At 70.7% G+C, this 17,871-nt stretch carries 21 protein-coding genes; 14 read left to right on the forward strand and 7 right to left on the reverse strand.

What is annotated here, in order from left to right; all coding sequences use genetic code 11:
• The first annotated feature begins 11 nt into the window (after positions 1-11).
• The 5 genes from NGR01S_RS14210 to NGR01S_RS14230 are packed head-to-tail and all read left to right on the forward strand — an operon-like array spanning position 12 to position 3,631.
• A complete protein-coding gene (locus NGR01S_RS14210) occupies positions 12-494 on the forward strand; it encodes a GNAT family N-acetyltransferase (RefSeq protein ID WP_063036861.1) in 483 nt (160 codons plus the stop codon).
• A gap of 56 nt (positions 495-550) precedes the next feature.
• Positions 551-949 carry a TOBE domain-containing protein gene (locus tag NGR01S_RS14215; protein WP_063036934.1) on the forward strand — a complete coding sequence of 133 codons (399 nt, stop codon included), beginning with the start codon at positions 551-553 and terminating at the stop codon, positions 947-949.
• 2 nt (positions 950-951) lie between these two features.
• Complete coding sequence (gene modA, locus NGR01S_RS14220; RefSeq protein WP_084480953.1) at positions 952-1,749, forward strand: molybdate ABC transporter substrate-binding protein; 798 nt, start codon at positions 952-954, stop codon at positions 1,747-1,749.
• Positions 1,746-2,585, forward strand: a complete 840-nt coding sequence (gene modB, locus NGR01S_RS14225; protein ID WP_084480956.1) for a molybdate ABC transporter permease subunit — start codon at positions 1,746-1,748, stop codon at positions 2,583-2,585. Before modA ends, modB begins: the two co-directional genes overlap by 4 nt.
• Positions 2,582-3,631, forward strand: a complete 1,050-nt coding sequence (locus tag NGR01S_RS14230; protein ID WP_063036863.1) for an ABC transporter ATP-binding protein — start codon at positions 2,582-2,584, stop codon at positions 3,629-3,631. The genes modB and NGR01S_RS14230 overlap by 4 nt, the downstream gene beginning before the upstream one ends.
• A gap of 112 nt (positions 3,632-3,743) precedes the next feature.
• On the opposite strand, the gene NGR01S_RS14235 is transcribed toward NGR01S_RS14230, so the two are convergent.
• Entirely contained in the window at positions 3,744-4,154 is a 411-nt protein-coding gene (locus NGR01S_RS14235; protein ID WP_063036865.1) for a hypothetical protein, read from the reverse strand.
• Positions 4,155-4,276: 122 nt separating this feature from the next.
• Here NGR01S_RS14235 and NGR01S_RS14240 point away from each other — a divergent pair, with 122 nt between their 5' ends.
• The 3 genes from NGR01S_RS14240 to NGR01S_RS14250 all read left to right on the forward strand — a co-directional run bounded on the left by NGR01S_RS14240 (position 4,277) and on the right by NGR01S_RS14250 (position 5,862).
• Positions 4,277-5,107, forward strand: coding sequence for a helix-turn-helix domain-containing protein (locus NGR01S_RS14240; RefSeq protein ID WP_063036867.1), 831 nt, complete (start codon positions 4,277-4,279; stop codon positions 5,105-5,107).
• Positions 5,108-5,308: 201 nt separating this feature from the next.
• On the forward strand, positions 5,309-5,572 hold the full coding sequence (locus tag NGR01S_RS14245; protein ID WP_063036869.1) for a type II toxin-antitoxin system Phd/YefM family antitoxin: 264 nt from the start codon (positions 5,309-5,311) through the stop codon (positions 5,570-5,572).
• Between the two features lie 14 nt (positions 5,573-5,586).
• On the forward strand, positions 5,587-5,862 hold the full coding sequence (locus NGR01S_RS14250; protein WP_063036871.1) for a Txe/YoeB family addiction module toxin: 276 nt from the start codon (positions 5,587-5,589) through the stop codon (positions 5,860-5,862).
• A 155-nt stretch (positions 5,863-6,017) separates the two neighbouring features.
• Here NGR01S_RS14250 and NGR01S_RS14255 read toward each other — a convergent pair whose 3' ends face one another.
• From NGR01S_RS14255 to cobC, 4 genes are all read right to left on the reverse strand, one after another.
• On the reverse strand, positions 6,018-7,181 hold the full coding sequence (locus NGR01S_RS14255; protein WP_063036873.1) for a bifunctional RNase H/acid phosphatase: 1,164 nt from the start codon (positions 7,179-7,181) through the stop codon (positions 6,018-6,020).
• 47 nt (positions 7,182-7,228) lie between these two features.
• Positions 7,229-7,966 (reverse strand): zinc ribbon domain-containing protein, encoded by a 738-nt coding sequence (locus NGR01S_RS14260; protein ID WP_063036940.1) that lies wholly within the window; start codon positions 7,964-7,966, stop codon positions 7,229-7,231.
• A gap of 115 nt (positions 7,967-8,081) precedes the next feature.
• The gene (locus tag NGR01S_RS14265; protein ID WP_063036875.1) at positions 8,082-9,203 is read right to left on the reverse strand and encodes a Nif3-like dinuclear metal center hexameric protein; all 1,122 of its coding nucleotides are present in this window, start codon (positions 9,201-9,203) and stop codon (positions 8,082-8,084) included.
• 88 nt (positions 9,204-9,291) lie between these two features.
• Complete coding sequence (gene cobC / locus NGR01S_RS14270) at positions 9,292-10,335, reverse strand: Rv2231c family histidinol phosphate aminotransferase CobC (protein WP_063036877.1); 1,044 nt, start codon at positions 10,333-10,335, stop codon at positions 9,292-9,294.
• Positions 10,336-10,378: 43 nt separating this feature from the next.
• On the opposite strand from cobC, the gene NGR01S_RS14275 reads away from it, so the two are divergent.
• Together NGR01S_RS14275 and NGR01S_RS14280 are read left to right on the forward strand one after the other, a co-directional pair.
• Positions 10,379-10,885 (forward strand): low molecular weight protein-tyrosine-phosphatase, encoded by a 507-nt coding sequence (locus NGR01S_RS14275; protein ID WP_063036879.1) that lies wholly within the window; start codon positions 10,379-10,381, stop codon positions 10,883-10,885.
• Positions 10,885-11,751 carry an SURF1 family cytochrome oxidase biogenesis protein gene (locus tag NGR01S_RS14280; RefSeq protein ID WP_063036881.1) on the forward strand — a complete coding sequence of 289 codons (867 nt, stop codon included), beginning with the start codon at positions 10,885-10,887 and terminating at the stop codon, positions 11,749-11,751. The genes NGR01S_RS14275 and NGR01S_RS14280 overlap by 1 nt, the downstream gene beginning before the upstream one ends.
• A gap of 108 nt (positions 11,752-11,859) precedes the next feature.
• Here the strand turns inward: NGR01S_RS14280 and NGR01S_RS14285 are convergent, their stop codons facing one another.
• Positions 11,860-12,825: a cobalamin biosynthesis protein gene (locus NGR01S_RS14285; RefSeq protein ID WP_063036883.1), complete on the reverse strand. Its 966-nt coding sequence runs from the start codon at positions 12,823-12,825 to the stop codon at positions 11,860-11,862.
• A gap of 230 nt (positions 12,826-13,055) precedes the next feature.
• Here NGR01S_RS14285 and sigJ point away from each other — a divergent pair, with 230 nt between their 5' ends.
• From sigJ to NGR01S_RS14305, 4 genes are all read left to right on the forward strand, one after another.
• Positions 13,056-13,988 (forward strand): RNA polymerase sigma factor SigJ, encoded by a 933-nt coding sequence (gene sigJ / locus NGR01S_RS14290; RefSeq protein ID WP_063036885.1) that lies wholly within the window; start codon positions 13,056-13,058, stop codon positions 13,986-13,988.
• 72 nt (positions 13,989-14,060) lie between these two features.
• Complete coding sequence (locus tag NGR01S_RS14295) at positions 14,061-14,576, forward strand: gamma carbonic anhydrase family protein (RefSeq protein WP_063036887.1); 516 nt, start codon at positions 14,061-14,063, stop codon at positions 14,574-14,576.
• A gap of 178 nt (positions 14,577-14,754) precedes the next feature.
• The gene (locus NGR01S_RS14300; RefSeq protein ID WP_063036889.1) at positions 14,755-14,940 is read left to right on the forward strand and encodes a hypothetical protein; all 186 of its coding nucleotides are present in this window, start codon (positions 14,755-14,757) and stop codon (positions 14,938-14,940) included.
• A gap of 64 nt (positions 14,941-15,004) precedes the next feature.
• Positions 15,005-15,622 carry a TetR/AcrR family transcriptional regulator gene (locus NGR01S_RS14305; RefSeq protein ID WP_063036891.1) on the forward strand — a complete coding sequence of 206 codons (618 nt, stop codon included), beginning with the start codon at positions 15,005-15,007 and terminating at the stop codon, positions 15,620-15,622.
• Between the two features lie 8 nt (positions 15,623-15,630).
• Here the strand turns inward: NGR01S_RS14305 and NGR01S_RS32530 are convergent, their stop codons facing one another.
• Positions 15,631-17,727 (reverse strand): Eco57I restriction-modification methylase domain-containing protein, encoded by a 2,097-nt coding sequence (locus NGR01S_RS32530; RefSeq protein WP_063036893.1) that lies wholly within the window; start codon positions 17,725-17,727, stop codon positions 15,631-15,633.
• Positions 17,728-17,871: the final 144 nt, after the last annotated feature.

Below are 17,871 nucleotides of genomic sequence, written 5' to 3' on the forward strand. Positions count from 1 at the left end.
ACCATCGACAGATGCTGATACGACCGATAACCCCGGACGACTGGCCGCTCGCCCGCAGGGTCCGCTTGGACGCGCTGGCCGGTTCCCCACCCGGAACCTTCTCCACCACCCATGCCGACGCCTTCGAATGGGACGAGCAGCAGTGGCGGGAGTGGACCGCACGGCGATATCCGTTCTTCGTGGCCGAGTCCGGTTCTGGACCCGTAGGTTCGGCGGGGGCGATCGTCACCCCGGACGGTCCCGAACTGGTGTCGATGTGGACCGCGCCACGGGCACGCCGGACCGGAGTATCGGACCGACTGGTCCGCGCCGTGGTCGAATGGGCGACACAGGGCGGTCACCCGAGCCTGCGGTTGTGGGTGCTGGACGGGAACCGGTCGGCCGAGCAGCTGTATCTGCGCAACGGGTTCACCCCCACCGGGGCGAGCAGACCGTGCGCCGAGGACGACCCCCGCCCGGAGAACGAGATGATCCTGCCGCTGCCGACGAGTTGAAAGGTTCGCCGCTTTTCTCGCTTTTGTTCCGCATATCCGGCTATATACTCCAGATCGTGACGTATCTGCGGATCAAGGAAGCCGCCGGGCTGCTCGGGGTCAGCGATGACACCGTGCGGCGCTGGATCGATCAGGGGCGGCTTCCCGCGGTCCGGCTGGAGAACGGGCGCAAAGGTGTGCGGGGGCGGGATCTGGCCGAATTCGCACGGCAGCACGCCGAAGCGCCCGACCCCGGGGTGACCGTGGCGGCCTCGGCCCGCAATCGGATGCGCGGCATCGTGACCCGGGTGGTCACCGACACCGTGATGGCGCAGGTGGAGATGCAGGCCGGGCCGTTCCGGCTGGTCTCCCTGTTGAGCCGGGAGTCGGTGGACGAACTCGGTATCGAGGTGGGCAGTGTGACGGTCGCGTCGGTCAAGTCGACGCATGTGGTGGTCGAGATACCGGAGAGTTGACGATGACGACGACAGTAGGGCGCGTGGCGCGCCGGATGGCCCCGATAGCCGTACTGATTACCGTGCTGGCGGGCTGCGCCGGCCAGGACTCCGGGGACGGCTCCGGCGGTTCGGGTGACGGGATCAACGGGACCGTCACCGTTTTCGCCGCGGCTTCGCTCACCGAGACCTTCACCACCCTCGGTGACCAGTTCGAACAGATCCACCCCGGGGTCGATGTGGTGTTCAGCTTCGGCGGCAGTTCGGCACTGGCCGAACAGATCGGGCAGGGCGCACCGGCCGATGTGTTCGCCTCCGCCGCACCGCGCAATATGGAGCAGGTGATCGAGTCGGGCGATATCACCGCCGGACCGGTCACCTTCGTCGGTAATCGGCTCGAGATCGCGGTGCCCGTCGGTAATCCGGGCAGTATCAGCGGCCTCGCCGATTTCGGCCGGCCTGAACCGCGGATCGCGCTGTGCGCCGAACAAGTGCCCTGCGGCGCGGCCGCCGACAAGGTGTTCGCCGCGGCCGGTGTCACCCCGCGGCCCGATACCCGCGAACCCGATGTGAAAGCCGTCCTGACCAAAGTGACACTCGGTGAGGTCGATGCCGCGCTGGTGTACCGGACCGATATCCGGGCCGCCGGCGACGAGGTCACCGGGATCGAGTTCCCGGAATCGGAGAAGGCGGTCAACGACTATCCGATCGCGCCGGTGGCGCACGCGCCCAACCCGGTAGCGGCCGCGGCGTTCGTCGATTTCGTCCTGTCACCGCAGGCGCGCACGGTCTTCACCACGGCCGGTTTCGATACCCCGTGAGCGCCGGCCCGGTGCGGCGCCGGGCGACGGCACTGCGCCGGCGCCGGGCGGTCCGGGGACGGCGGCCGATCGTCCTGGTCGCGCCCGCACTGCTGGCACTGGTGTTCCTGATCGTGCCGCCGGCCGGGCTGCTGGTCCGGGCACCGTGGCGGGATCTGCCGGAGCGGTTGGTCTCCGCGGAAGTGGGACAGGCGCTGCGTCTCTCGCTGGTGTGCGCGAGCCTGGCCACCGTGCTGTGCCTGGTGCTGGGTATTCCACTGGCCTGGCTGCTGGCCCGCGGCGATCTACCCGGCCGCGGCCTGGTGCGGGCGCTGGTCACCGTGCCGCTGGTCCTGCCGCCGGTGGTCGGCGGGGTGGCGCTGCTGCTGGTACTCGGCCGCCGCGGGCTGGTCGGCCGGTACCTCTACGACTGGTTCGGCGTGGCGCTGCCTTTCACCACCGCGGCGGTGGTGGTGGCGGAGGCGTTCGTGGCGATGCCGTTCCTGGTGATCTCCGTGGAGGGTGCGCTGCGCGGGGCCGATCCCCGCTACGAGGAGGCCGCCGCCACGCTCGGCGCCTCCCGCTGGCTGACCTTCCGCCGCGTGACGCTGCCCTCGATCCTGCCCGGTGTGGTGGCCGGGACGGTGCTCTGCTGGGCTCGGGCGCTGGGCGAATTCGGCGCCACCATCACATTCGCCGGTAACTTCCCGGGCAAGACCACCACCATGCCGCTGGCGGTGTACCTGGCGCTGGAAACCGATCCGGCCGCGGCGATCGTGCTCAGTCTGGTGCTGCTGCTGGTCTCGGTGGTGGTGCTGGCCGCGCTCCGGGAACGCTGGCTGCGGGGCGTCCTGTGACCCTGACAGCCGAACTGCGGGTGACCCGCGGTGATTTCGCACTGGATCTGGACCTACGGCTCGCCCCCGGCGAGGTCGTCGCCCTGCTCGGCCCCAACGGCGCCGGGAAGACCACCGCCCTGCGGGCCCTGGCGGGACTCACCCCGCTCACCGCGGGGTCGATTCGGCTCGACGACCGGGTGTGGGATGCGCCGCCGGCAGTGTTCGTCCCGCCCGAGCATCGTTCGGCGGGGGTCGTTTTCCAGGACTATCTGCTCTTCGCCCACCTCGACGCGCTGGAGAACGTCGCCTTCGGGCTGCGTGCTCGCGGGCTGCGCCGGGCCGCTGCCCGCGAACGGGCCGCGCATTGGCTGCACCGGGTGGGTCTGGCCGAGTACACGCGCGCCCGGCCGCGGGCCCTGTCCGGGGGTCAGGGCCAACGGGTCGCGCTGGCCCGCGCCCTCGCCGTCGAACCGGATCTGCTGCTGCTGGACGAACCGCTGGCGGCACTGGACGCGGCGACCCGGGTGCGGGTGCGCTCCGAACTGGCCCGCCATCTCGGCGACTACCCCGGCCACACCCTGCTGGTCACCCACGACCCGCTCGACGCCATGGTGCTCGCGGACCGGCTCGTCATCGTAGAGGGCGGCGTGGTGGTTCAGCAGGGACCGCCCGGCGAGGTCGCCCGCCGCCCCCGCTCCGACTATGTCGCGGACCTGGTGGGACTCAACCTGTTCCGCGGCACCGCGGCGGGGACCCTGGTCCGGCTCGACGGCGGCGGTGAGCTCACCGTCGCCGAACCGGCGACCGGCCCGGTGCATCTCGCCTTCGCGCCGGCCGCGGTCGGCCTGCACCCGCGGCGGCCCGACGGCAGTCCGCGCAACACCTGGCCGGTGACGGTGGCCGGTCTCGAACAGCACGCCTACACGGTGCGGGTCCGGCTCGACGGGGCGATTCCGGCGCTGGCCGACATCACCCCCGCCACCGTGGCGGATCTGCGTATCCGGCCGGGATCGGAACTGTGGGCGGCGCTGAAGGCGACCGAGATCCACTGCTATCCGGCCTGACCTGCCGAGGACCGGGGAGCCCCGCGCGACCTGCTCACCCGCCTCACGGATCTCGGCGCCGACTCCGACGAGTACCGGGCGCGTGTACTCGTGTGCACACGCGCCCGCACGGTCACCCGATGATCCGCCGCAGACCGGTGTACTCCAGCGCCGCGAACACCGCCACGACGAGCGCGCCGATCAAGACGAAAGCCATCCCGGCACCGGTGAGCTCGAGCAGCCCGGAGAACGGCAGGGCGAGCAACCCCAGCACGCAGACCGAGTTGAACACGACCACCCCGGCCGCATGCCGCGGCGGGATGACCGGGTAGCCGGCGATGAGCAGCAGCGCCAGCCCGCCACCGAGCATGGCGACACCGAAGGGAACCGACCACGAGGTCGGGAAACCCAACGGGTCTCGCAACGGTACGGCGCCGGCGAGCATCAGCACACCGAAAACACCGGTGCCCCAGCCGTCCAGGCGCAGGGTGCGGCGCATCAGGTCGTCGGAAGTCGTGGGTGCGGACAGGGTCGCGGTGGTCATGATCGTCTGCCTCTCGGATCAGCGCTGCGGGTTGCGTTCCCGACTGTGCCGCCGCGCGGTCAGCGGTTCAATGACCTCCGAGGTCATAGTCACCGCGTCTCGGCTCCCGATACGCTCCCGATATGGAGGTACGTGCGGACGGGAGCCCGTCGCGGGTCGGCGCCCTGGTACGGGAATGGCGGCAACGGCGGCGGCTGAGCCAGCTGGATCTGGCGCTGGCGGCCGATACTTCGGCCCGGCATCTGTCGTGTGTGGAGACCGGACGCGCGGCGCCGAGCCGGGAGATGGTGCTGCGCCTCTCACAGACATTGGAGGTGCCACTGCGGGAACGCAATACACTGCTGGTCGCCGCCGGGTACGCGCCCGCCTACCAGGAGAGCAGTCTCGACGACGCCCACCTCGCCTCGGCGCGGGCGGCGCTGGAGCATATGCTCGCCGCCCACGAGCCCTATCCGGCGGTAGCGGTCGATCGCTGGTGGGATGTGGTCACCGCGAATTCGGCATTGACGGTGCTCACCGACGGCGTGCCCGCGCGCCTGCTGGCCGACCGGCCGAATGTCTACCGGCTGGTCCTGCATCCCGAGGGCCTGGCCGCCCGGCTCGCCAACCCACGGCAGGTCCGCGCACAACTGCTGGAACGGCTGGCCCGGCAGGCCGGCGCCACCGGCGACCCCCGGTTGCGCAACCTGTACGACGAGGTCAGCGGCTATCCCGCGGTCGATTCCGGCCACGAGGAGATTGCGGGCACCGACCCCGGTCCGTTCCAGGTCCCGATCCGGGTGCGCACCCCGCACGGTGAGCTCTCCCTGTTCGGCACCATGGCCACCTTCGGTGCCCCCGCGGACGTGACCCTGTCGGAGCTGGCGGTCGAATTCTTCTACCCGCTCGACGAGTTCACCGCACAGTTCCTCCGGGACCGGACCGGAGCGCTCACGGCCGGCGGCCTCGACTGAAAGTGCGCCCGAAGCGCGGCCGTACCACCTCCACAACTCCGAGGATCGTCGCAATCGCTCACCGCCGAGAGTACGTCGCACGTGGTGCGGCGCAGCGATAACACCGACCGGACCCGGCGCACACGCAGTTCCCCAACTCTTGCGTCCAGAATCAGTACATAAGTGGTACAGTATTCGGTACCACCACACAGGAGTTACCCCATGGAAGCAATCACTACTACGGAAGCGCGAAAGAACCTGTTCAATATCGTCGGCCGGGTCGCTGCCGATCACGATGCCGTCGAGGTAGTGAGCAAGAGCGGAAATGTCGTCATTCTGTCGAAAGACGACTACGACGCGATGGTCGAAACCCAATACCTCATGGCTTCGCCCGCCAACGCTATTCGCCTCTTGCGCAGTCTCGAGGCCGTGCAGCGCGGCGAGTACTCCGAACGGGATCTGAGCGAGTTCGACTTGGACCTGTAAGGAGAAATACCGCAATGAGGATCGCCTTTACCGATGAAGGCTGGGAAGACTTCATGTACTGGGCGCTCAAAGAACGCAAGCAGCTCAAACGCATCGGGAATCTGATCACCGATATCAAGCGCGATCCTTATGGGGGAATCGGCAAACCCGAACGGTTGAAGTACTTCGCCGCCAATGTCTGGTCCCGCCGTATCGACGCGGAACATCGGCTTGTCTATGCCATCGTCACCGACGATGACGAGACCACGGTGGTCGTGATGCAAGCGCGCTACCACTACGGCAACAAATAGGAGCGGAAAGAAGACCGGCCCGCTGACCGTCGCGGACCGGCCCGCCCTGTGACCTGCGGGCCGGTTGAGCCCAGGCACCGCTTGCGCGCACGAGTCACTCGCTCTCGGCCGATACGCGAGCCGATCCGTCGACCGGCGTCAGAAATCGACCGACATCAGAGGTAGCTCGTATCGTTGACCAGCCGCACCGACGAACCACCGTCGGGATAGAACTCCGCGAGCGATAGCGATGCCAGATCCAGGTGCAGGCGGTACAGCAGCGACGGGCCGACACCGAGCGCCAGCTGGAGCAGCGTTTTGATGGGTGTCACATGACTGACCACGACGACATTCACCCCGGGATACCGTGCGACGAGGTCGCGGCGTACCGCCTCCACCCGTTCCCGGACCGCGTCGAAGCTCTCGCCGCCGGGGGCCGGCAGCGACGGATCGCCCAGCCAGCGGGCGTGCAGTTCCGGATCGCGTTCGGCGGCCTCCCGGAAGGTCAGCCCCTCCCAGTCACCGAAATCGGTTTCGGTGAGACCCTCGACGACCCGTACCTCGATACCGAGCGCCGCGCCGGCCGCCTCGGCGGTTTCGCGGGCCCGGCCCAGCGGTGAGGTCACGATCGCGGCGATATCGCCCTTGGCGGCCAGCATTTTCGCCGCCCGGGCCGCCTGTTCCCGGCCCACGGCGGTGAGCGGCGGGTTGCCGCGCCCGGAATAGCGCCGCTGCACCGACAATTCGGTCTGGCCGTGCCGCAGGAGCAGCAGCCGGGTCGGGCGACCGGCCGCGCCGGTCCAGCCCGGGCCGGAGCCGGCCAGGCGGGCCGACGCGCTCTGCGAGTCCACGGCCGGATCGGCGACCTCGGCGGGTGGCGCGGCCCGCGCGGTAGCGACCGGGTCGGCGGCGTGTACCTCCTCGACCAGCTTGCCGTCGTCCATGGCCTCGTTGGCCAGCCGGTCGGCATGGGAGTTCTCCGCGCGCGGGATCCAGCGGTAACTCACCTGATCGAAGTCCGCCGCCAGCCGGCGCGCGCGATCGGCGAGCGGAATCAGCGCCGCGTGTTTGATCTTCCAGCGGCCCGACATCTGCTCGACCACGAGTTTGGAGTCCATCCGTACCGCGACCACCCGGGCCCCGAGTTCGGCGGCCGCTTCCAGTCCGGCGATCAGCCCGCGGTATTCCGCGACATTGTTGGTCGTGACGCCCAGGGCCTCCCGGCGCTCGGCGAGCACGCGCACCCGGTCGGCGTCGAACACCACCGCCCCGTAACCGGCCGGGCCCGGGTTACCCCGGGATCCCCCGTCGGCTTCGACGATGACCTCGCGCACGCTCATTTCGGCCTCCCGCTCCCGCTACTCGGACCCCGCTGTCCGGCGCGGTCTCACAATCCGGATTCTTTGGTCCGCACCAGCACCGCACCGCATTCCGGACAGCGCACCACCTGATCGGGCGCGGTTTTCGTGATCCGGGCGATCTCGCCGCGGTCCAGTTCGATCCGGCAGGCTCCGCAGCGCCGGGCCTGCAGCAGCGCCGCGCCGATTCCGTGCGCGGCGCGCTGCCGGTCGTAGACGGCCAGCAGATCCTCCGGGAACACGCCGACCAGTTTCGCGCGATCGGTTTCGCAGCGCTGCTGGGCGACGTCGAGATCGGCGACTGCCTCGTCGCGGCGACTACGGGCGGCGGCGAGTTCGGTCTCGGTGCGGTCCAGCCGGGCACCGGCGTGTTCGTGATCGGCGGCGGAGGCTTCGCGACGTTCCATCACCTCGAGCAGATCGTCCTCGAGCACCGAGCGGCGCCGTTCCAGGCTCGCCAGCTCGTGCTGTAGTTCGGACAGCTGTTTCGCCCCGACCGAACCCGCTTCCAGGACGCCGCGGTCGCGGTCCTCGCGTTTACGGACCGCCTCGATCTCACCCTCGAGTTTGCGGATATCGCGGTCGAGATCGTCCAGCACGATCTCGACGGCCACGGCCGCGTCCTTGTGCGTGTTGCGTTCGGCCTCGAACCGGTCGACCTCCTGTTGTTCGGGAAGGACGCTGCGCCGGTGCGCGATCCGGGTCAGTTCGGTGTCGACCTCGGCGAGACGCAGCAGTTGGGCCTGAATCGATGGTTCGACATTCAACGCGAACGAACTCCCTGCACGCTGTGGACGGATAAGAACGTCCACCGTACTCCGCGCGGCGGCGGCGGTGTCGCCGACCGGTCCCAACCCCTTGCCGCGTACCCGGCCGCCGCGGTCAGCCGCCGCAAGCGACCGTCCACGGATCGGTGCGCACGGTGGACACTCGCGTCTCCAGATCCGGCAGGCCGTCCCGGACCACCGCGGCGGCCTGCGCACACCACGGGAACTCGGTCGCCCAGTGGGCCGCGTCGATCAGCGCCGGACCCGAGCGGCGCAGATGCTCGTCGGCGGGGTGATGACGCAGGTCGGCGGTGAGATAAGCGTCGACGCCGCGGCGGGTGGCGGTATCGAGCAGGGAGTCGCCCGCTCCACCGCAGACGGCCACGGTGCGCAGTACCCGGTCGGGATCGCCGGCCGCCCGCACGCCCCAGGTCGTCGCCGGGAGAGCCGCGGTGGCGCGGGCGGTGAACTCGCGCAGCGTCAGCGGTTCGGTGAGTGTGCCGATGCGGCCCAGGCCCTGCTTTCCGGTGAGCGCGGCCCGTTCGGTCACGTGGAAGGCGGGCTCCTCGTAGGGATGCGCCGACCGCAGCGCCGCGAGCACCCCGGCCCGGGCACCGGCGGGAGCGACGACCTCGAGCCGGTCCTCACTCACCCGGGCCAGTTCGCCGACCGTGCCGACCGCCGGGTTCGCACCCTCCAGCGGCCGGAACTGACCGGTCCCGGTGCCCCGCCAGGCCGCCTCCCGATAGTCGCCGGTGCCGCCCGCGCCCGCAGCGAACAGCGCCGCCAGCACCGCGTCGGCCTGCTCCGGCGGCACCTGGACGGTCCACTTGTCCACCGCCGCCACGGGTTTCGGATCCAGTGGGCCCGTCACGGTCAGCCCGAGAGCCGCGGCCAAGGCGTCGGAGACGCCGGGGTCGGCGGAATCGGCGTTCGTATGCGCGGTGAACAGGGCGCAGCCCGCGCGGATCAGCCGATGCACCAGCGCGCCCTTGGGCCGGTCGGCCGAGACACTGTCGACACCGCGCAGCAGCAGCGGATGGTGGGCCACCACCGCCTGGGCGCCCCACTGCACCGCCTCGTCCACCACGGCGGCGGTGACATCGACGGTGAACAGCACCCGGCGCACGACCTCCGCGGGATCTCCGCAGACCAGACCCACCGAATCCCACGGTTCGGCCAGCCGCGGCGGATAGGCCGTCTCCAGCGTCGCGACGAGTTCGGCAAGGGTGGCCACGGCACACCTTTCTCTCGGGGTTTCTCCGCAACAATCATGTCGCGCGTACACGGATCCGGCGCGGTGGGCCCGCCACCGGCACCGGACATCAGACCAGGCGGCCGGCGTTGCCCAGCGCCGCCACCAGCCGGTCGACCTCGGCCGACGGCCGGACGGCCACCCGTACATGCTCCGGCCCCAGGCCCGGGAAGGTATCGCCGCGCCGCACCGCGATCCCGTGCCGGCGCAAGTACTCACGCAGGATCTCCCCGTGTTCCACCTCGAGCAGCAGGAACGGTGCGGCCGCCGGGGCCTGCACCGCGACCCCGGCGCCGACCAGGCGCTCGATCATCGCCGCGCGGTCACCGCCGATCTCCAGCGCCCGCGCCGCACTCTCCGCGAGGGCACGCGGTGAGGCGGTGGCGGCGATCGCGGCGAGCTGCAGCGTGCCCACCGGCCAGTGCGCCCGGCCCCGGACCAGCTGCCGCAGCACCTCGGGTGCCCCGAGCAGATATCCGCAGCGCAACCCGGCCAGTGCCCAGGTCTTGGTGAGACTGCGCAATACCAGCAGCCCCTCCCCTGCCTCGCCCGCCAGCGACTCCGTTTCCCCGGGCACCGCGTCCATGAATGCCTCGTCCACCACGACGACCCGCCCCGGGCGCAGCAGGGCGCGCACGACGTCGGCCGGGTGCAGCACGGAGGTCGGGTTGGTGGGGTTGCCGAGCACCACCAGGTCTGCCTCTTCCGGGATCAGGGCGGGGTCCAAGGCATAGGGCGGTTCCAGTAGCACCCGGTGCACCGGGACACCGGCCTCGCGCAGGGCGAGTTCGGGCTCGGTGAACGACGGGTGTACCACCGCCGCCAGCCGGGGCGCCAGCCGCGGCAGCAGCGCGAACCCCTCGGCACCGCCCGCCAGGGGCAGCACCTGATCGGCCGCCAGCCCGTGCCGGGTCGCCACCACCTCCCGGGCATGCCGCTCGTCGGCGGCGGCGGGGTACCGGCCCACGGAGTCCAGCGCGGCGACCAGCCGGTCACGTAGCCAGCGTGGGGGCGCGGTGCCCTGGACGTTCACCGCGAAATCGAGCAGACCCGGCTGGGCTTCCACATCACCGTGATGACGCAGCCCGGCGAAATCGACATGTTCGGTGAGCATGAGACGCACCCTACGTGGCGCGCGGGCGTATCGACCCGCCACAATGGCTGTCGTGGGTGAGCTGCACATATCGTTCGTCTGTACCGGCAATATCTGCCGATCGCCGATGGCGGAGAAGATCGCGCTGGCGCATCTGTCCCGGGCCGGGCTCGACGACCGGGTACGGGTCAGCAGTGCGGGCACCCACGACTGGCATACCGGGGCCGATGCCGACCCGCGCACCACCGAAACCCTGCGCCGGCACGGCTACCCCACCGGGCACCGGGCCGCCGGTTTCGGCGCCGAGCACGCCGACGCCGACCTCGTGGTCGCCATGACCACCGAACACGACCGCGACCTGGCCGTCCGCGGTATCCCTCTCGAACGCCGCCGTCTGCTGCGCAGTTTCGACCCGCACGCCGACGGCACCGACGTGCCGGATCCGTACTACGGCGACATCGCCGGCTTCGAGCTCGTTCGCGAGCAGATCGAGGCCGCGGTCCCGGGCCTGCTGACCTGGGTCCACGCCGCGCTCGCCACCAGAGCGCCGGTGACCGGCGGTGCGGCCTGATGCGCCGCCTCGCCTTTCTGCTGCGTCCCGGCTGGCTGATCCTGGCCGCGGTGGTGGTCGCGTTCGCGTACCTGTGTTTCACCGTGCTGGCCCCCTGGCAACTCGGCAAGAACGAGTCCACCTCCGAACGCAACCAGCTGATCGCCGATTCGGTGCACGCTGATCCGGTGGCGGTCACCGGGGTTCTCGACGGCACGGCGGCGGACGCGGCCACGGAATGGCGGAAGGTCTTCGCCGAGGGCAGCTACGTACCCGATTCGACCGTGCTGGTCCGCCTGCGGCATCTCGACGGCGCGCCCGGTTTCGGTGTGCTGTCCGCGTTCGCCCTCACCGACGGCCGCACCCTGCTCGTGGATCGCGGTCTGGTGGCGGCGGTCGACGGATCGCAGCCACCGCCGATCGACGCCGCGCCGTCGGGCGTGCAACGGATCGAGGGCCGGATCCGGGTCTCCGAGAACGTCGACCCGCAGCGCGCACCCACGGCCCAGGACGGCGTCCCGCACGTCTATTCGATCGATGTCCCGCAGGAGACCACGGTCCTGGGACTACCGCTCACCCCGCTCCCGGTCGGCGAGCGCGGTTCCTACCTGCAGCTGTCGCAGGATCAGCCGGGCGCATTCACCCCGGTACCGCTGCCCCAGCTCGACGCGGGCCCCTACCTCTCCTACGGGCTGCAATGGCTGGCATTCGGCATCATGGCGCCGCTGGGCCTGGGTTATTTCGCCTGGGCCGAGATCCGCGAACGCCGTAGGCAGCGGCCCGCGGCGAAGGCCACGTCCGATCCCGAGGAGTCGGGGCCGGCCGGCCCTGAACCGGTCACCACCGAGGCCCGTCTGGCCGACCGGTACGGCCGCACCCGCCCCTGACCGTGCGCCGCGCACGGGTGCGCGGTGCTGCCGCGCGGCCGTGGAGCCCGTAACGCCCGCGGCCGGAACCTCGCGCATCGAACCGCCCGCACTGTTCGAACCTGCGGGCTACCCGGCCAGAGCCCGGGTGCGACGAGCGCGCAACCGCTCCCACAGCCCCGCGCTCGACACCGCGACCGCCGCCGCCGCAACCACTGCCGCGTACTGCACCAGTTCGGACAACCGCACGGCCCGCCGCAGATTACCGACCGTCGGCGCCGGCCCCGCGCCCAGTTCCGGCCGCTGCTCGACCCCGTGCCGGTATTCGGTGCGCCCACCGAGGCGCACCCCGAGCGCCCCGGCCGCCGCCGCTTCCACCACCCCGGCATTCGGACTCGGATGCTTTCCGGCATCCCGGCGCCAGGTCCGCAGTACCGTGCCGGGCCGGCCGCCGACCAGCGGCGCCATCAGCGCGGTGAGCAGCCCGGTCGCCCGGGCGGGTAGCAGATTCGCCAGATCGTCCACGCGCGCGGCCGCCCACCCGAACCGCCGGTAACGCTGGTTGCGATAGCCGATCATGGCGTCGAGGGTGTTCACCGCCCGATAGCCGAGCAGTCCGGGCACTCCGGCCACCGCGCCCCACAGCAGTGGCGCGACCGCGGCGTCGGAAGTGTTCTCGGCGATCGATTCCAGGGCCGCTCGGGCCAGACCGTCCGCGTCCAGCGCCGCCGGATCGCGTCCGCACAGGGCGGGCAGCAGTTCGCGGGCGGCGGCGAGGTCCCCGGTCTCGAGCCGGTCGGCCATCAGCTGCCCGGTACGGGCGAGGCTGCGGCCCCCGAGCACCGTCCAGGTCGCCGCCGCCACCGGTACGGCACCGCCCCGGCGCAGCGCCGCGCCCAAGCCCACCACAGACCCCACCAGCGCCAGTTCATGCACCATCCCCGCCCGGCGTTGGTCGGCATACGTCACCATCTCCACCGCCGCGGCCACCATCCCGAATCCCGCCACCGGATGCCCGCGCCGCGGGTCCCCGACCGCCCGATCGATGGCGAAGCCGATCAGCAGACCCGCCGCGGTCGAAACACCTCTGCGCACCGGGTGAGCGTATCCAGGCCCGGCCGGCGGTCCGTGCCGGGGACGATCGGGGCCGGAGTTCCCACGCCAGGTTACCCACGCCGACAGGTGGCGCCCGCGCGACCGGATACGGTCGTCGACAACACCACCCGGCGACCGGGACGCACCGATGTCACATATCGGGCGCGCCCGTCGTCGACTCGGCGAGACCATTGCCCGCCCGCCGGGCATCGACCGAACGGGGAGCCGCAGTGACCGACCGAGCAGAACCCGCCGAACTGGCCCGGCGTTTCGAAGAACTGCGCCCCTACCTGCGCCGCCTCGCCTACAGCACCCTCGGCAGCCTCAGCGACGCCGACGATGTGGTGCAGGAGGCGTGGCTGCGGCTGCAGCGGCAGCAGGAGTCCGGTGGGGCGCCCATCGACAATCTGCAGGCGTGGCTGACCACGGTCACCGGCCGCCTGGCCCTCGATCAGCTCGGTTCGGCGCGGAGGCGGCGCGAACAGTACGTGGGTGAGTGGCTACCCGAACCCACGGTGACCGACTGGGAGGATCCCGCGGACCGGATCTCCCAGGACGAGCGGGTCACCATGGCGCTGCTGGTGGTCCTGGAATCGCTGTCACCGGCCGAACGCACCGCGTTCGTCCTGCAGGACGTGTTCGGGATGTCGGGCCCGGAGGTGGCCGAGGTGGTGGGCCGCACCCCCGCCGCGGTCCGGCAGCTCGCCTCGCGCGCCCGCAAACGGGTCGAGGACGGGACCCCGCGCTTCCCGGCGTCCCCTCGCGAACAAGAGAAGGTGGTCTCGGCCTTCGCGGTGGCCTGGCGGTCCGGCGATCTGGGCGCATTGCTCGGGGTGCTCGACGACCGGGTCACCCTCACCGCCGACGGTGGCGGCAAGGTGCCCGCCATCCGTAAACCGGTCACGGGCGCCGAGGTCATCGCGAAGATGCTGCTCGGCTGGTACAACGTGCCCACCGCCGCGGGCGGCTGGGGCCGGACCATCGAGGTCAACGGTATGCCCGGACTGCTGGTGTTCGACGGCCGGCACCACGGCGTGTTCTCCTTCACCGTCGACGACGGCCGCATCACCGCCCTCCATGTCGTCCGCAATCCGGACAAGCTGCGTGACCTGCCCGCCGACGCCGGGCCGGAATGGATTCTGCGTGACTCCGGCGAGAGCTGAGGGCACCCCGCCGGCGGGGCACGGTCCCCACCGCCTCGCCGGGCACCGGAATGGGCGGGTTAGGTTGCGTATATGAGGATCGAAGTCAGTGGCCATCGCCCCGAAATAGACGAGACCGCCTGGATCGCGCCCACTGCGAACGTGATCGGCCGGGTGAAGCTCGGGGCCCAGGTCAGCATCTGGTACAACGCGGTCCTGCGCGGTGACAGCGAACTGATCACCGTCGGGGAGCGCAGCAATATCCAGGACGGCTGCGTATTGCACGCCGACCCGGGCTTTCCGGCCACCGTGGGCGCCGGGGTCTCGGTCGGGCACAATGCGATCCTGCACGGCTGCACGGTCGAGGACGACTGCCTGATCGGGATGGGCGCGACCGTGTTGAACGGCGCGGTGATCGGCCGGGGCAGCCTCATCGCGGCCAACGCGCTGATCCCCGAGGGCGCGCGGATTCCGCCCGGTTCGCTGGTGGCCGGGGTGCCGGGCAAGGTCCGCCGCGAACTCACCGCGGAGCAGCAGCGCGGGGTGGAGCTCAATGCCATGGTGTATCTGCACCATATGTCCGAGCATCGGTCGGCGAAGGAGATCTGACCGCGCCGCCCGCCACCCGGACACTTTGTTGGACAAGCGTCCAGTAGGTGACTGATACCATGGGAACACGTATCCGGGGAGACGGGTCGGACCCGAAACCCGCTGTCCTGCAAGGCGTCGGTGTTTCGGGCGACCCGTACAGGTGGGCACGGCGACGTGCCGGCAGGAGGTATGACGGGTGGCGTGCGAGCAGTCCGAAACGCGCCGGTCGGCCGGGCGGGTGAGCGTGGCGGATATCGCCGCGCAACCAGGAGGTATCGAGGCGCTGCGGCGCAGAGTCCACGAACTGCGTTCCCGAGGAGTCGATTTCGCGGCCAACGCGATCGAACACGAGATGGCCGAACTCGATCTGCGGCCGGAGTGATACCCAGCACGAAACCAATGCGCAGGTCACCGGCGCATCCGGTGTCGGATAAGGTGTGAGAACCATGTCGCCCGTACCGCCGATTCTGCAACGCATCCTGGCCGAGCCGCCCGCCGACAGCGGGAAAGTGCTCGACAGCGCGCTCTCGGCATTCTTGGATTTCGGGATCAAACGCACCAGTATGGGCGAGATCGCCCGCCGCGCCGGTATCAGCCCCGCGACCCTCTACCGTCGCTTCGAGTCCAAGAACGACCTGGTCGAAGCGGTCACCGTCCGGGAAGCGCAGCGTTTCGTCGCCAAGATCGACAACCGGGTGCGCACGGTGGCCGGCTCCGAGGATCAGCTCGTGGAGATCTTCGTCGCCTTCATCTCCGCCATCGCCGGCAACCCGCTCCTGATCCGGTTGTTGCGCACCGAACCCGATCTCGTGCTGCCCCGACTCACCACCGAAGCCGGCCCGATCCTGGCCGTCGGCCGCACCTATCTGGCCGCGAAACTGCGGGAACTGCACGACAGCGGCAACGATTACGATCCGGACCTGGTCGCCGAGATCATGGCTCGCCTGGCGCTGTCGCTGGCGCTCACCCCCGACGGCCTGATCCCCATCCAGGACGAGGCCGCCGGCCGCGAATTCGCCCGCCGCACCCTACTGCCCATGGTCGCCTGGCACAGCCCGAGCTGACCCGCTCATCACGCGAACGCCCGGTCCACCAGCTCGTTCAACTCCGCTTGGCCCACCGGTCCCGACTCCGGTTCCGCGGCCAGCTCCCGCACCCGGTGCACGATCGCGAGCGCGGCCGGGGTTCCCGGATGCGGTAGCGGCAACCGGGAGACGTATTGGGTGATCCAGCGCCGCCGGCCCGAATAGAGCCGGTTGCCGCAGACCGCGTCGTAGTAGCGCAGTCCCAGCGACGAATTCGCGATACCCATCATCAGACAGGCCATATCTTCGGCGCCGGCATCCCCGCCCAGGTCCGCCAGCGAAATCCAGTAGCAGTCGCCATTGACCACCGCGCCGGACCGATCCAGCGCGAATCGCGGCCGGTCGCTGATATCCGGGAACACCACCTTGGGAGTCCGCCACAGATGCGGCCGCTGCGGCACCCAGTGCTCGAACCATTCCCGGCCCGCGCCGGTGAGATAACCCCGCGCCGCCAGCGCCTCCCGGTGCTGCTCGAGGTAGGCCGCGGTCCGCGGATACCGCGTCAGATCCACCGGCACCCGGTGCGTGCGCGTGAGGTCGTACGGATACAGCACCCTGGTGCGGCGGGTCCGATCGATCCGCCACGGCCGCAGATCGTGATGGGTGATGAGGTCGCGCAGCAGTTCCGGTTCGGCCGCCGGATCACCCCAGTGCGCCGCGATGAAGACCTTGTCCGCATTGGTCTTGATCCCCACCCGGATACGCCCCAGGTCACCGAAGGTGCGCCACATCCGGGCGGCGACCCCGCGCAACCAGTCGTCGTGCCCCGCCCGCGACATCCGCCATCCCATCGTTGCCGCCGCCGCGCCGGATTCGGTCGCCAGCTCCCCCACCGTCACCGCGAACCGGCGGCCCTGTCGCCACACCGTCGCATCGCCGGCTCCGTCCAGGGCCGCGAACAGTTCCCGCTCCTCGTTCGCGGCGCCCGAAACGGAGTCCGGTCCGCGGACCCGCTTTCCGGCTCGAGTATCCGCCCCGCCACCGGCCGCGCTCTCCGCTCCCCGCCACCGCGGCGCCGGATCCGGAGGATCGCCCTCCAGCGGTCCGCCCCGACGCGGAGACAGCACGGCCCGCACGGCGCCTTTCTCGCCCGCACCTCCCGACCCCGCACCTTCCGGATCCGCGCCGTCCACACCAGCGGCTTCCGAGACCGCACCGGCCGGCGCCGCAGCTTCCAGATCCGCGGCCTCCAGATCCGCGGCCTCCAGATCCGCACCGGCCGACCCGGCGGCGCCCAGGCCCGCACCGTCCGACCGCGCATCTTCCGGAGCCGCATCATCCGACCCCGCGGCGTCCAGGCCTCCGTCTTTTACACGCGCACTTTCCGGTTCCGCAGTTTCCGTGCCCGCGGACCCCGGGGCCGGAGCGATCCCGCCCTCCTCCTCGTAGACCGAGACATACCGGCACTCCCCCCGCGCCGCGCCGCGCACGGCGATCGTCACCGCCGGCAGTACCGCCGCCTCGAACAGCTTGGTGTCGCCCAGGTCGTACAGTTCCACCGGCGTCAGATCGGTCAGCAGCAACGCCCGCAGATTGGCCCCCGCCTTCGTAGTCAGGAACCGATTCGCGCACAGCAGACCCAGTACCCCGCCCGGCATCATCAAGCGCGGCAGCGCCGCGACGAACGGATGTGTCAGATCGATCCGCCCCTGTAACCCGAACTGCCCGCGCAGCGCCTGCGCCGCTGCCCCACCCAACTGCTGGGTCCGGACATACGGCGGGTTGGCGATCACCGCGTCGAACGATTCGTCCGGCAGTCCCGCACAGTCGGCCAGGAAATCCGATTGCCGCCATTCGGCCTCCACCCCCGACCCCGCGGCCCGCCGCCGCGCGAGCGCCAATCCCGCCGGGTCCAGGTCGTAGCCCACCAGCTCGACCGGCGCCCCCGGTAGCCGGTCCGCCAGCGCGTCCCGGATGGCGAACAACAATTCCCCGGACCCACAGGCCGGATCCAGCACCCGCACCGGTCCGGCCGAGTCGATCCGCGCGGCCACCCGCCCGGCCAGGAAACCCGCAAGCGTCGCGGGCGTGTAGTGCCGACCATGACGTTTGCGCTCGCGAGCCCCCGCTCCATCGCGTCCCATCAGCGCATTGTCGTCGACAGCACCCCCCGACCAGATACTTTCGGAAGAAGTACGCCCTGTGGGCGGAGGGTCCTGCGAAGACACGACCGCCCCCGGGGGGGCCCATGCCGGTCTGGACATCGAACGCCGACGTCACCGCATGGG

The sequence above is a fragment of the Nocardia grenadensis NBRC 108939 genome (assembly GCF_001613445.1).
GTDB classification, from domain to species: domain Bacteria; phylum Actinomycetota; class Actinomycetes; order Mycobacteriales; family Mycobacteriaceae; genus Nocardia; species Nocardia grenadensis.